This window comes from Pseudoalteromonas sp. SMS1, assembly GCF_021530565.1.
GTDB lineage: Bacteria > Pseudomonadota > Gammaproteobacteria > Enterobacterales > Alteromonadaceae > Pseudoalteromonas.
The window spans coordinates 107,513-121,461 of record NZ_JAKGBI010000006.1 but is presented as its reverse complement, the minus strand read 5'-3'; the positions used below and the strand labels follow the sequence as shown (position 1 = coordinate 121,461).

Annotated in this window: 10 protein-coding genes; 4 read left to right on the top strand and 6 right to left on the bottom strand. The window is 42.0% G+C overall.

What is annotated here, in order from left to right:
* Position 1: 1 nt before the first annotated feature.
* A complete protein-coding gene (locus L1286_RS09325; protein ID WP_235406634.1) occupies positions 2-1,288 on the top strand; it encodes a sensor histidine kinase in 1,287 nt (428 codons plus the stop codon).
* Between the two features lie 241 nt (positions 1,289-1,529).
* On the opposite strand, the gene L1286_RS09320 is transcribed toward L1286_RS09325, so the two are convergent.
* The gene (locus L1286_RS09320) at positions 1,530-3,329 is read right to left on the bottom strand and encodes an ATP-binding protein (protein ID WP_235406633.1); all 1,800 of its coding nucleotides are present in this window, start codon (positions 3,327-3,329) and stop codon (positions 1,530-1,532) included.
* 101 nt (positions 3,330-3,430) lie between these two features.
* Between L1286_RS09320 and L1286_RS09315 the strand changes: the two genes are divergently transcribed.
* Positions 3,431-3,847: a BLUF domain-containing protein gene (locus L1286_RS09315; RefSeq protein WP_235406632.1), complete on the top strand. Its 417-nt coding sequence runs from the start codon at positions 3,431-3,433 to the stop codon at positions 3,845-3,847.
* Between the two features lie 654 nt (positions 3,848-4,501).
* On the opposite strand, the gene L1286_RS09310 is transcribed toward L1286_RS09315, so the two are convergent.
* The 5 genes from L1286_RS09310 to L1286_RS09290 form a co-directional block, all read right to left on the bottom strand.
* Entirely contained in the window at positions 4,502-5,008 is a 507-nt protein-coding gene (locus tag L1286_RS09310; RefSeq protein ID WP_235406631.1) for a hypothetical protein, read from the bottom strand.
* A gap of 556 nt (positions 5,009-5,564) precedes the next feature.
* A complete protein-coding gene (locus L1286_RS09305; protein WP_235406630.1) occupies positions 5,565-6,431 on the bottom strand; it encodes a hypothetical protein in 867 nt (288 codons plus the stop codon).
* Complete coding sequence (locus tag L1286_RS09300) at positions 6,428-8,887, bottom strand: fimbria/pilus outer membrane usher protein (RefSeq protein WP_235406629.1); 2,460 nt, start codon at positions 8,885-8,887, stop codon at positions 6,428-6,430. Before L1286_RS09300 ends, L1286_RS09305 begins: the two co-directional genes overlap by 4 nt.
* Before the next feature lie 8 nt (positions 8,888-8,895).
* Positions 8,896-9,591, bottom strand: coding sequence for a fimbria/pilus periplasmic chaperone (locus L1286_RS09295; RefSeq protein ID WP_235406628.1), 696 nt, complete (start codon positions 9,589-9,591; stop codon positions 8,896-8,898).
* Positions 9,592-10,298: 707 nt separating this feature from the next.
* Entirely contained in the window at positions 10,299-12,044 is a 1,746-nt protein-coding gene (locus L1286_RS09290; protein ID WP_235406627.1) for an amidohydrolase, read from the bottom strand.
* 71 nt (positions 12,045-12,115) lie between these two features.
* On the opposite strand from L1286_RS09290, the gene L1286_RS09285 reads away from it, so the two are divergent.
* Positions 12,116-12,799 (top strand): response regulator transcription factor, encoded by a 684-nt coding sequence (locus tag L1286_RS09285; RefSeq protein WP_235406626.1) that lies wholly within the window; start codon positions 12,116-12,118, stop codon positions 12,797-12,799.
* Positions 12,789-13,946: a sensor histidine kinase gene (locus L1286_RS09280; protein WP_235406625.1), complete on the top strand. Its 1,158-nt coding sequence runs from the start codon at positions 12,789-12,791 to the stop codon at positions 13,944-13,946. Before L1286_RS09285 ends, L1286_RS09280 begins: the two co-directional genes overlap by 11 nt.
* Positions 13,947-13,949: the final 3 nt, after the last annotated feature.

Genomic DNA, 13,949 nt, shown 5'->3' with positions numbered 1-13,949 from the left:
CATGCTGTTGCTAGCCTTCATGGGTCAAGTGATGTTTTCAGTTGCCGCATACTTGTTTGTAGCCCAATCCCCTTGGTGGATACTCTCTGCTGGTATCTGTCTCAATGGGCTCATTGGGTATTTATTTTATCAGCGTGCCCAACAGCGAAAAATTGACGATCGGAGCCTAGAGCAAGGTTTATTAAGTTTAATGGACTCAGATTTTTCGGTCAGTATTCCGATCGATAACAGTAAAAATAGGCATGCGGTTTTTGAGTTATTCAACCTCTGTGCTGACAAGTTGCGCAAAGAGCGTCAACATTTATACCAGCGAGAAATGTTGCTAGATAAAGTGCTGAATACGTCTCCGGTTGTGACGTTTTTAGTTGACGCAAATCAGAAGGTTATTTTTGCGAATCGGGCTGCTGAGCTGATGTTTAATCATGGCGACTCGATATTGGGCTATCACTGGTCAGATGTTTGCGTGAATTTAAACCCTGATTTTGTACAAGCGCTCAATCAAAATGGCGAGAGCATTTTTACGTTAAAAAATGCGCAAGGTGAGGAACAAGCGTGGCATTTGGCTAAATCTGGTGTTCGTATTCATCAAGCCAATAACACTTTATATTTACTCAAATCGATCACCAGTGAGTTGAGTCGTCAAGAAGTACAAACCTGGAAAAAAGTGATTCGGGTTATCAGTCATGAGTTGAATAATTCAATTGCCCCCATTAGCTCTATGTGCCACTCGGGGCAATTGTTGGCACAAAATTTAGATGAGCCGAGATTAGACCGTGTCTTCAGTTCCATCTCAAGGCGTATTGGACATTTAAATGAATTCATAAAAGGGTATGGTGCTCTGTCAAAGTTAAAGATGCCTGACAAACACCCTGTCGATTGGAAAACTTTGCTGGAGCAGATTGGCACACTTTATAAGTTCACCCTAGTGACCAATATTCCGAATGTGCTAGTCAATGCCGATGAGCATCAAATTGAGCAGGTTTTAATAAACATCTTAAAAAATGCCCATGAAGCTTATTCAGAGCAAAGCACAGAGAAGGTGGTTTCCTTATCAATACAGGTTGATGACCAAACCGGTCTGTACATTGAAATATCAGATAACGGTCCGGGTATGGCGCCTGAGGTCTTAGAAAATGCACTATTGCCTTTTTATTCTACAAAGCACGCTGGAACGGGACTTGGTCTTGCATTGTGTCGGGAGATTATTGACGCGCACCATGGAAAATTGTCGTTTAGGAACCGTAAATATGGCGGGCTAGCTGTGACGATATTTTTACCATTTTCATGAAGGTTATTTGAATAATAGGTTGCCACCGACTATTTCACAATTATTTACAAAACAAATGGTTAAAGTACTTGTGTGTTTTTTTAAGAAGGTTAAATTGTATTTAAGGGAATAATCACAAGTCTTAAAAATAATTTATATATTGAATTACGTAAACTTGTGGTGGCTGTATTCATCAACCAAGGTATGGATAATCGAGGCTGATGAGCACATTAAGGCCAAATTCCTTTAAATACCGAGAGTTTTATTGGGGTGACCCCTCAGCATTAATTGGCAAAACAAGCGTAAATTTACAATATTTATCCACTTGTGAGTTGACCTGTAAACTGCCTCCTAAGCGTTTACTTAAGTTATAGCTGACGGCTAACCCCAGCCCTGTACCTTCCCCCACTTTTTTAGTCGTGTAGAAAGGGTCAAAAACACGTTTTTGTTGTTCTATACTGATGCCTGGCCCATTGTCAGTGACCGAGATGGAAATTACTCCGTTTAATTCGGTAGAGCTTACCTCAATGATGGGTTCTGAAATGGCATTTAGCTCGAGTATTTGAAAGGCGTTCTTTATGAGGTTTGTAAGAATTTGCTGTATAAACCCAGCATTTGATACGATTTCGCTGTGATGTGTAAAGTTAGTTTCGATCGGAATATCGCTCGGGTTGGTAGATTGAAGTAGCGCGAGGCTGTTTGCTAGCAAGGTTTTTAGATCGAGTTGAGCATGTTGCGCTTTGCCATGAAATGATTGTAAATCTTTGATAATGTCACTTACTCGAGCCAGCCCCATCTGGGACTGAGCAACGATTTCTCGCATGTCATCATAAATAAAATCAATCTCAGACTGACCGCGATAGTGAGTGATTTCATCCTTTATTTCGTCTTTGCGGTGTTGATTCCCCATTTCAACAGCACTGAGAAATTGATCATGTAAATTTTGCAAATTTAATATACTGTCGAGGTAATTGTCCATTGAGCCAAAGTTACTAAGAACAAAAGAGAGTGGATTGTTGATTTCATGTGCGATACCCGCGGCAAATTGACCAACTGTCGCCATTTTCTCGCTGTGTGCGAGTTGCTCCTGAGTTTCCTTTAATTCAATCAGTGCGCTCTTCAATCTGGTACATTGTTTTTTTAGCCGTCTTTCAGATTCTTTTCTTTCTAACAACATTGTTAACTGTTCAGCCGCTTTACTGATGACATCTATCTGCCGCATTGAAACGGATTCCATTGCGTTTTCGTCTATAAAAAATATCATCATTTCTAGTACTTTACCGTAAACTACAATAGGGAAAATGAGATAACTGCTTAGCTTTAGGTTAAGTAGCTGGCTAAGGTTTGAGAAAGCCTCAGCGTCAGGCAATAAGTCGATTTGGGGCTTCTTCTCAGTTAATGCGCGTTGTAAGTATGCGGGAAGCGTGGGTAAATGAAATGCTTGTGTCAACGCTCTTTCAAGTGTATCTAGCGCTGGCGCACAGCTTGTTAAGGTGCCTTCGCCTTGTGCATTTATCTTGATCCTACATTGCACGGATGCACATGCAATGCTTGATAGCGCCTGCATAAACTGCAGCATGACTTCATTGACATTATTATTATTACGATGCAAATGCGCGACGCTCATTAGTAAATTACTTTCTGCTTGATGCTGTTCGGTGACTTGCACGAAACGCAGCCAGGCTTTGATATTTCGGTCTATGACACTTTGATTTATCGCTTTTTTATCGGCGGATAAGGTAATAAAACTGGCGATACTATATTCCTCAATCCAGTTTAACGCATCCGGCATGTATTGTTGTGAATGCGCGACGATGAATATCGTATCTTTATCTTGAAGCCCGACCCTAACATGAGACAAGACTTGGCACGTAAGGGCCTCCGAATCGGCGTCATTGACATGTAAAATCAATACACCCGGTCGATGCTTTCGAAACGTTTTTTTAAACTGTTTAAAGGCATCTACCTGGTACACTTGAACCTGCAATTGTGTCAGTACGTAGTCTAACTCTGCAGACTCAGGGCCTACTACAACCACCATTTGATTCACTGAATTTTCCATAACAATGAGCGCCTTACCTTGTATTTTTAATAACTATAGCCAATGATTAAAATTTGGCCTAAAGATAAGCGACATTCGTTAATTACTGGGAGAGTGATAAAATGAAACTAGTACGGTTGGTGTATTATAGTCAGGCTTCACGGTCTATGAATCTGTCAGATTTGCGTAATATTTTGGAGACTGCGCGCTCAAATAATAGTGAGCTAAAAGTATGTGGCATGTTGTGCTTTGAAAACGAGTTTTTCTTACAAGCCCTTGAAGGTGATAGAGAAACTGTTAACGAATTATACCTAGATATTGCCGACGACCCTCGCCATGAAGGAGCAACAATTTTAAGTTATGATGAAGTTGAGCAGCCAACTTTTGAGCTTTGGAAAATGGGCTATGCGGCAGGGTCAGAGTCATTCTATGAGCTGCTCAGAAAAAACGGACAAACGGAATTTGATCCTGAAGAAATGACAAGAGCGCAGGCGCTTTCTTTTTTAAAGGACATGGCTGGTAATCAAACAGACGTTTAATTGGTGTCATCTTTATTAGGAAGTCGGTTATCTTAATCAAAAGAAAAGTGATTGACTGGCTGGCGCGATTGGCGCCAGTTATCGACTATCCAAACGATATACCAGTCGGTAATATCTCTTTCTGTAACTTATATATGCTTTGAACATTGCCTTTAGCCGTTGCTAAATCGAGTGTTTCAGGGAATCTGCTGTCTGCGTAAATGTCGATTTTTTGTGCGCTGCTAAGAGTATCATTAAAAGTTATTTAAATTTTTATGCGGTGATTTCTATTTCCGATGAGTAATTTAAGCCATGCATTTTATTTGTCTCTATTTAGGCTTATTTCATTTCACCTACTCATGAAAAGTCTTTGAAATTGATGCTCTAATCCAAAAGGGGGCGTGTCTAGTCTTATTTAATCGAATGGTTCTTATACATTCAATATTGCTTATCGTTGCTTTTTAAGTTGAAGGTTAGTGAGACTTTGAACATAGTCAGATATGAATGTGATCCGCTTCGCTAAATGCTGGATAATCTCAGTATGAATACTGGTGTTCGAAATTTATAATAACTGATGTCTTAGGCATAAAAAGAGCCTACTACGAACGTAGTGGGCTCCTTCAGTAGTTTAGGCAGTATAGATTAAGCCATAAACTGCGCTGCCTAAGTTCTTAATTAGTTAGGGCTTACTGTAACAGTGATGGTATCAGAATAAGTACCAGCATCGTTTAGACCGTTCGACTGTGGTGTAATCTTCAGCGATGTCGCTTGAGTGTCACCCGTGCTACCAGTACCTGCAGCAGTTGCTTTAGTGTGCTTGTAAGCACCTGTTTGTAGGTCGATACCTGCCGTGTCACCAATGTTTAGTGTGTATGCAATTTTGCTAGCCTGTGCATTGTTTGCAACTAAGAAACCGCCATTTGCTGAGGTGTATTCTGTGGTTGCGTTTTCGCCTGTGTTACACCACACATCAAGTGTACCAATTTCTTGAGTTTGCTGCGAAGAGTCTAGCTTCAGACCTGTAACACTGTTGTTATTTCCGCTGCTAGTTTTACACATTGGCTCGATAGTACCTTCAAATGTGAACTTCGCTTCAGTACCTGATGTATCTAAAACAGCCGCAGCAGCGCCCATTGAAGTGATTGCAGTTGCAGCTAGTAAAGATTTTAGTAATACGTTCATGGCTTTTTCCCCTTAAACAAAACACAGAGTTAGTTTTTATTTGGTTTTAATGATTAGGTGTTGTCACCTTGTTGATTATTTAAATGCAATGGCTGTGCCAAATATGAATAAATATTTTATTTTTTTTGTTTTTTGTGCTTTTATTTTTTTATGTTATATAAAACAGTTGGTTATAGTTTTGTTTGGTTTTTGGGTATCCCACTGTTAGAGGTGCGGAAATGGCTTTTATCTCGTGTTTCTAGCTTCACAGCGTGTATCACGGATTTTTGACGCAGTGGCATGGCACTTTTGAGTACCACATTTCTTTGCATGACGATATTTTGACGAGTGGGTAAATGGGGGGATAATTTACGGTGTGTTGATTCTATGACATTGGAGTGCGTGTAATCTCATGTATTGGTGAGAGGGTTTGCGACGCATCAAGTCGTTAAGTGTAGTGAATACGTGTGGGCGAGATAAAAGACAGTCGAAATAGTGGCGAATTTGATCATGCAAATCGACTTTATCAGGTTAGTTGCAGCCTAAATGCTCATTACGCTGCAACGATTAATATTCACTATCTAGGATAAACCGTCAGCGACAAGTTATCTTGATAAGTACCCGCAGGCATCAACTCAACGTTACCAAGTTTGAACTCAAACCCATACCACTTATTTTTGACACCCGGATAAAAGTGATAGCTGCGATAGAGACGCTCAGAGGAGGAGACTTGTGTATTATCAAACTTGATAGAGTAGTCTATCAGTGCCTGAGTGTTGGTTTGATGACGCAACCCGTTGTACTCAGAGTCTACGACGATATCGTATGAGCTATTACTCAAAATCTTAATGCCCCAATTAAAGCGCATATTACTTTTTAGTTCACCCAAGTCGATATGATAATGCCCATTGCTGCCTGAAACTTTTCCTTTACTCGAGTTTGATAAAGATATGGCAACTTGTGGCTCAGAATAATAGGTTAAGTCTAAGTATTGCTCATCAATGATTTCATTGTTTTTGACGACAGATACAATAACGTGACCTGTGTATGCACCCGCAGGAAATAAGCTGTAGTGTCTTAGTCTAACCCACATTTGGGTTGAACGGTCTTTGAGATCAGAACGCCAAATACCATTTCTTACTCTGATTTTTTTAAACTGCGCGTCGTATAATTTGGCATACTTGTCTTGAGTTGGGCCTGAAAATACCATTGAGTAGTAATATACATCTTCGACCCATATTTCATCCGCACAGTCTAACAAACTGTCGGAGACTTGGATCTTAATAGGTAAATATACAGTGACTCGATTATTATGTTCTTCAATAATGTCTGTTGGGTTTGATGTTGCCAGCATCGTACCATCGCAGTCATACCATCTAGCCGCTGCGCTAGGGGTCACCAACCACAGGCTCAGAGATAGCACGGTAAATAGTATCATCTTCATTTGTTATCGCCTCCTTTAGATTGGCTATGCGTAAGCTGTAATGCGCCGACTCTAATAAAACGTTGTTCTGCGTCTGTTACACTAAATTGCCCGGTCATCTCGTTTATTTCAACGGCATAGTTACCTACACTTATCCCTTCCACAACAAAACGTCCAGTACGATTGGTAAATATGGGTATACTTTCGGCTGTATTATCTATGTTCGTTTGCTCTTGCAGTTTAATCACACGACCTCGTTTCATTGCAATAGGCATGCCTTGATCATCCAACAGATTTCCAATCACAGTATAAGAGAGCTCTGAACCAATTTGGATATGGTGTCCGGTTGTGGCGCCACCGACTAATACATACATACCTGGGCCCCAATCATAACCAAGCGGCGCATCTGGTACATCGATGTTTAATTGTGAATTGGTATACCCTGTGCCAATTTCCACCAGTGCACCAATGTGTTCACTGGGCTTGGTTTGTGCTCGACCTTTACGGTCCACATTTACCAAGACATCTGAGTCGCTGAGTGTGTGATGTTTGGTGATGATTGCAAACGGTGCCGTAGTGGTCGCACCCATACCAAAGTGACCATCTGCAATGCCTAAACTAGTAGAGAGGTTGATGCTGGAGCTACTATCCGCCCGTTGTTGGTCGCGGGTATAATTCGTCGCGCTGATATCTGCTCTGACAAATGCGCCCGTATAGCTTGCTTCTAGTTGCTCTTGTCTGAAATCTCGCCCTTTTTCTGTTCGCACTTCATAGCCATAGTCGTTGACAAAGTTATTGTTAGTTTTCGCATAACTGGCGCTCGCTACCTTGTCCCTACTGCTATATTGTGCTCGAGCACGATTATCAGTATTACGTGCGTAGTGATTCCAAGTGAAGTTTAAGAAAAATTGGTTCTCAGAGATGACGCGCGTGTCTGTGCTATCCGTATGCGAAAAGCCCGTGCGGACGCGGATATCTTCGTAGCGCAAGTTAAACTCTATCGCGGCATTGTCCGTAATATAATTATCTTCGCCTTTGTCACGAGACGCGTTCACGTTAAAGTCTAGGTGATCGTTAATAAAATAGCTGTAATCCGCAAATGCGCGTTTGCTACTTGAAATAGTGCTAAATTCCTGCCAAGGAGTGTTGGTAAAGTCTTGTCTAACTTCATACCCTAATCGTAAATTGGGTGAGCCAAAATTACCGTGCCCAAATACACTGTGTTCTGATTCAATAGAGTAAATATTACCAGACTGTGCGGCGTATGCCTTGCTCTGTGAATAACGCAATGATAGGTTGCCTACCACGCTATTAACCGTCGCGATCGTGCCCACGACATGACCGCTGGGGTGGGCTGCGCCATTGATCCCGAGCGTGAGTTTATTGGTGACGCCGTACTCGTAGCTGCCAGAAACAAAAAGTTCGTCATCATACTCGTAACGCCCTTGCTCAATAGAAGACAAATGACCAATGGCAAACGCGTAATCACTTAAACCTTTTGCAAGTAACCTAGCATTGTAGTGCGTGGTGAAATAAAACTCTTGCGTGTCACCGTTTGGGTAGGTCGCAATCACTTGGATATTATTGACACCAGATGTGAGAGGCAGATCACTCAAGTCATAACGTCCGGCTTTCAATCTAATCCGAGATATTAAAAAGTCATTGATATAAATTTCCAAATTAGCGGCACGAGGTAAGACGAACTGTTGACTATTTCCCGGCGTTATTCTGCGTTGAGGTTGCAGTCTTGAGTAGGCACTTTCTATGCTGAATCCTGCCAATTGAGCGCCTGCAAGGTGGCCTGTACTATTCATTTCTGTATCACCAAGCGTAAAACGCTGCGGCGTTTCAGGCTGGTCGTAGAATATAGCGATATCACCACGATATAGATCACTGGTCTGCGTGCTTCCTTCCTCCCAAAATAACGAACTACGCCAGTTTAGACCTTCACTGCCGCCAATATTGGCATTCATGGCCCATTCGAGCTGGGATCTGTAATCATGGTTATTATTGCTGCGTTCATGGCTCAAATTAAAGTTGCTGAGCATTGCCCAATGGGCCTCACCACTTGGTTTATCAAAGTGCTTTTGCTTACCGTATGTTAAGCTGTCTGTTGCCATTGCTTTCTCCGCAAGTGTCATCTCTATGGTGAGATCTTGTGGTTGCATCTGCAGAACAATACCTTGCTTGGCAAACTCTTCTAAGGTGATTGGTGCATCTCCTAGGCTGGCAAGCCAGTTATTGACGTCGTCACTAAGAACCGTGTGCAAATTGTTTTTGAACTCAGCAGCAGAAATAGTGGCAATTTCAATCCCATTGGTGGCGGCAGATACTTGCCCCACGTCGGCAGTATTTAGCCGCACAGGAAAGTCCATATTGAATGTTGCCGCAAAAGAAGTGCAAGCCCAAAGTAATAGAAGTGAGAAAGTAACGTACTTGAGCTGAGCAGGCCATGTACAAAAGCCCGTTTTAACCATTGTTTACCTTACTTTTTATTGAATAAGTTGATCAATGCAGCGCTATCTGTGGGGGTTTCTCCTAACAGAGGCGAAATATCCAACTCCACTTTGTGTCCAGGCATAATAAAGCGCCCCGGTGTGATAGATTGAAATTGCGCCCAATTTATGGTCGTTTTGCCTTGATGAAAATGGTAGTCAAAGTGAGACAAGTCTAGTACACGTTGTCCCTCATTACTGATTGTTAATGTGCAGTCTGCTAGTTTGGCACAATTTAAGGTGCTTTTTTGCTGCGCACTGATCCCGTCTGGGCTGACAAACACCAAGGTTGCAAAGTTAAACACCATTTTTACGCCTGACTTTTCGTCCTCGTTAGGTAAAGGCAATTGTTTAAAAACAATACGATAAGAGTCTGTCTCTTTTAGCGCAGGTGAGCCCAAATATTTTGCGCGAAATACTTGATAACTTTTTGCTGGGACCTCTACTTGTGGAGGAAGCACGATAAAGTCATCTTCAGCTGGGATAAGTACTTCTTTTTGGTTTTCGTCGAAGGTTCGTTTGAAAACTTCTATTTCAATTGGTAATGCACTTTCGCTGGGGTTTTGCAGACGATAAGTGACAAGCGACTTTTTACCATGTGACGCAAGGTCAACGATCATAGGTTGAACTTGATAGGCCATGGTCGGGGTTGATAACCACAAAAGCAACAACAACAGTTTACGCATCAGACTTCCAATTGAGAAACAAGATAAAAATTTTGCTATACGATACCCTGACTATTCGGTAATACAAGCGTAAATTGCAATTGAGTGGTCGTACTTGATCTTTTCAATCGCTTTGTATGCTTTCTTGTATAATCCATTGGCGAGTAGATGGTTTAATTTGGCGCCAATTAGAGGCGCACACTTTAAGGTTTATTGGCGTTTTTGACCCCTATTTTATTTAATTGTGGTTGTTAATCCTGAGTGTGATATGCACTGATAAACTGTACTTGAATGATGCGGCAATGATTTTTATTGCGCTAGGCTACGTATTTGTTAGCACTATTAATTTTTTTGCAAATTGTATATTTTGGAATAAATAACACATAAAAATTAGCTAGCGTGTAAAAAAACGAAAAATACGACGTCAAAGGTGATTTTTCTGAATCTTTAGCTATGCTTGTTTGGCTGTAATACGATGACTTACGTCTTTAAGCTCATTGTATTCGGAGGTGTGTTTAGATTATGTGTTTATGAGAGTAGAATCTTCATTTTATCTTTACGCACCTATATTCATTGCACGAAGTAAGAATTTTTCATTCTCTATTAGAAAGGCAAGTACTTATCGATGAAACATCAGTACGGTTGGTTGTATCGTGTGTTTGTGCAATAAACTGAGCGCACCAGAGCGAAAGGCCATGACGAGATAGCCTTTCACTCAGCATAGGTGTTTATCGTTTGTAAACGACTTCTCCGTCAAGCAAAGTCATTACTACTTTCGTTTCAGCGATTTCGTTTACGGTACTGTCAAACAGGTTTCTATCGAGGATGACTAAGTCAGCAAGTTTACCCACTTCAATACTACCAACTAAGTGTTCTTGCCCCATTGCGAAAGCACTGTTAATGGTATAAGCCTCGAGCGCCTGCGTTAGCGTGATAGCTTGGGGAACTCTAGAAATCGCGTTACTGATCCCAATAAATGGATTGAACGGACTGACATTCCAATCACTGGAAAGGGTCAACGTGGCATTATTTGCTACTAAGCTTTTTATTGGCACCAAGTCTTGTGAACGCTCAGCGCCTAGCAGGGGGATGTTTTCTGGCCAGTGACTTGGATCAGTAAAATCTCCCGCGACTTGCGCATCGGCAATTACGCCCAGTTTATTAAATCGTGGGTAATCTTCAGGGTCTACGACTTCCAAGTGAGTCAGTCTATGACGAGATTTACCCGCAGACGCATTTTCTATGGCATTCAGCGCTTCGTGGATGCCTCTGTCACCGATGGCATGAATATTAAAGTTGAATCCACTTGGCTCAAGGGCTTCTATATACTGCTCTAATCGTGCTTGAGTAAAATAGTTGAGGCCTTTGTTGCCCGCTAAATCTAGCCAGTTTTGATGGTATGCGTCATGCATTGCCGCAGTGGTGTTGACCAAAATACCATCGACATAGAATTTCACCTGATTTACTTTTAACAGGCTATCTTCAGAGGCTTGATAGAGAGACTTAAGCTTTGCAATTTGGCTCGCATCATTCATCTGAGGGTAAGCCCATAAGCCCAAATGTACTCGCAAACTGAGCTTATCTTCATCAGAGACGCGTTGCCAAGTCTCTAAATGGCCACGTTGCCAGTAAGTACGAGCATCACTAATGGAGGTAATGCCTACTTGGTTGAGGGCTGGCATCGTGTATTCGATCAGGCCTAAATAATCATTTTGCTGTGCATTACCGAGAGAGCGCATCGCGATTTCCATCACCTGATTCCCGGCATTGTCGTATAAAATACCGTCCAATCGCATTTGCTCATCTCTGCCGATCACACCACCAATTGGGTCTAGGCTTTGTGCATGGATCCCTGCAAGTGCCAGTGCTTTGCTATTGACCCACATTGAATGCGATGTTTGTTCCATGATAATAACGGGGCGGTTAGGCGCAGCTTCGTCAAGTACCTCTAATGGGCTATCAGACATTTCTAGTAAGGTGGCAATATTGTGACCGTATCCTATTAACCATTGTGCTTCAGGATTTTGCAGAGCAGCTTCTTGTACCAAGGCGATATATGTGTCGACCGTCGCTTCCTGTGGAATTGTAAACTGTGTTGCATCCGATCCTGATTCTAACGGATGCATATGCACATCATGAAAACCTGGCATCATCATTTTCCCAGCCAAGTCTGTGATTTGTGTCTTGTCGCCAATGTATTTTTTGACCTGTTCATTGCTACCTACAAAAACGATTTTATTGCCATCAATTGCGATAGCTTGTGCCCAAGGGGTTGTCGCGTTGACGGTATAAATTTTTCCGTTTGTAAATACTTGCGTGGCGTCATTGTCAGTATGGGGTTTTGTGGGGCTCACCGCTGGTGTGTTATTGCTGCTATTAGAATGATTGGTTGTGCTGCTTGAATCAGAGTTACACCCTGATAGACATAGACCCGCTAACAATAAAGGAAAAATAGGCATATTTGTTACTCGCATAGTTGACTCCTGTTAGATGGCACTACACTATCAATGACATGGTAACCGTAAGGTAACAGTGTAGAGGTTATATGCTGGTATTGCTCGTTGAAGATGACACTGTGTTGGCAGCTCAGTTGATCGACTTTTTGCAACATGAAAATATTGAAGTAGACTATGCAAGTTCTGTGAGAAGTGCGCAAGAGATTGCGGGACAAACAAAAAGGTATAGCCGATATGACGCCGTCATTTTAGATATGGACTTGCCCGACGGCACTGGGTTGAGCTTGGTAAAGTCGGACATAATTGGCGAGGGCGTACCTGTCCTATTTTGTACCGCTGCCACCGCTTTGGAAGATAAGCTCGCTGCTTTCTCTGCTGGTGCGCTTGATTACATCACTAAACCATTTGATCTGCCAGAGCTCGCTGTTCGGCTAAAAATTTTAGCTAAAAAGCAGTCTGTTCAGCAGGGCAATACATTTGAGATAGATACATTAGTAATTGATTTTTTTGCTAAAATAGCCAGGCGAGGTGAGCGCATTTTGGTACTTTCTCCGCAGCAGTGGCAACTATTAGAATTGTTGGCAAAACACTCACCCAGTCCAGTCAATAAAGAACAGATTCTGGCGCATATCTGGCCAGATAAGGACGTCAATAACAACATGTATAAATCATTGGTTACCCGTTTACGAAAGAACATAAGTAAAGCGGGGGAGCAAGAATTATTACAAACGTTGAAAGGTCAGGGTTTAGTAATGAGGACCTATGCCGAGTAAACACCAAAGTATCATCCGATACCTAAGTGTACGCTTAGGTTTGCTATTTGTGCTATTTATCCTTATTTGGACTATCGTGGCTAAGTGGGTGTATCACTATGCATGGGATGATACGACTGAGTTCTATCTGCATCAAGATTTGGAGTTGGCTCTGAGTGGGCGGTTGGCAATACCTTACGAAGTCGATGGAAAATATATCGGCACGATTGCGCACATGCCACAACATTACCGCGCTGTTATAGAGCAAACCGAAATTCCTTTGCACCATACTGCTTTGTTTGACATTCAGTCAGGTGATTTATACGTGCTAAAAGAACAAGGTGTTACAGGGCAAATGCTCTATATTGTGCACTACTTTTCCAAAGGTGACTCACCAAGCTTGATCCCCGTTTTTATGATCCTAGCGGGAACCATGTTGTTGCCACTGGGGGTTGTGATTTGGCGAGTTTGTACAAGTGTATCAAAAGAAGCAGATAATCTCATTGAAGGGATTGCTAATGATGATGCAAAGTCGGCTCGGTTTGCTGAATTTGTGCAGTTAGCGACGGTTTTGAAAACAGCACAATATGCGCAGCATCATGCACTTGAACAAGAACGCTTATTTGCGGCATTTTTGAGTCATGAAATCCGTACGCCACTGACCAAAATCAATCATAGCGTGAGCCGATTGCAACAGCTTGATGAACTGCCCTTTGAAGCGTTGGCGGTATTAGACGTTCTGGAAGCAAGTCAAGACGAGCTATCACGGGTCGCACAAGCAGTTTTACTCTTGAGTCGCCCGAATGCCAGTCAACTACAAAACCTTAATTTAAACTGTATTCTAGTAGACTGGCGTGACAGATGGGCCGAGCATGGGCTGAAGATTAACCTTAATGGAATCGATACACCCGCAGTACAAGCCATCCATTTAGTGTTGTTTACATTGTTATTAACACAACTTGCTAAAAATGCCTTACAACATGGACGGGGGCCTTTAGAAGTGACCCTTTTGAAGTCTGGGCTACGATTTGAAAATGATTCGGTTATTGAGCGTAGCGTAAGCGGCTATGGGCTTGGCAGTAAAATTATGAAACAAGTTTGCGACTGTTTTGGCTGGGATCTAAAGATATCCTCCCAGCATCGATATACAATTGAAATTGGTTTTTAAACT

Bases quoted from the DNA above. Each gene is read 5' to 3' on its own strand.
- L1286_RS09325 (WP_235406634.1), top strand. From the start codon at position 2: ATGCTGTTGCTAGCCTTCATGGGTCAAGTGATGTTTTCAGTTGCCGCA.
- L1286_RS09320 (WP_235406633.1), bottom strand. From the start codon at position 3,329: ATGGAAAATTCAGTGAATCAAATGGTGGTTGTAGTAGGCCCTGAGTCT.
- L1286_RS09305 (WP_235406630.1), bottom strand. From the start codon at position 6,431: ATGAAGATGATACTATTTACCGTGCTATCTCTGAGCCTGTGGTTGGTG.
- L1286_RS09290 (WP_235406627.1), bottom strand. From the start codon at position 12,044: ATGCGAGTAACAAATATGCCTATTTTTCCTTTATTGTTAGCGGGTCTA.
- L1286_RS09285 (WP_235406626.1), top strand. From the start codon at position 12,116: ATGCTGGTATTGCTCGTTGAAGATGACACTGTGTTGGCAGCTCAGTTG.
- L1286_RS09315 (WP_235406632.1), top strand. From the start codon at position 3,431: ATGAAACTAGTACGGTTGGTGTATTATAGTCAGGCTTCACGGTCTATG.
- L1286_RS09295 (WP_235406628.1), bottom strand. From the start codon at position 9,591: ATGCGTAAACTGTTGTTGTTGCTTTTGTGGTTATCAACCCCGACCATG.
- L1286_RS09310 (WP_235406631.1), bottom strand. From the start codon at position 5,008: ATGAACGTATTACTAAAATCTTTACTAGCTGCAACTGCAATCACTTCA.
- L1286_RS09300 (WP_235406629.1), bottom strand. From the start codon at position 8,887: ATGGTTAAAACGGGCTTTTGTACATGGCCTGCTCAGCTCAAGTACGTT.
- L1286_RS09280 (WP_235406625.1), top strand. From the start codon at position 12,789: ATGCCGAGTAAACACCAAAGTATCATCCGATACCTAAGTGTACGCTTA.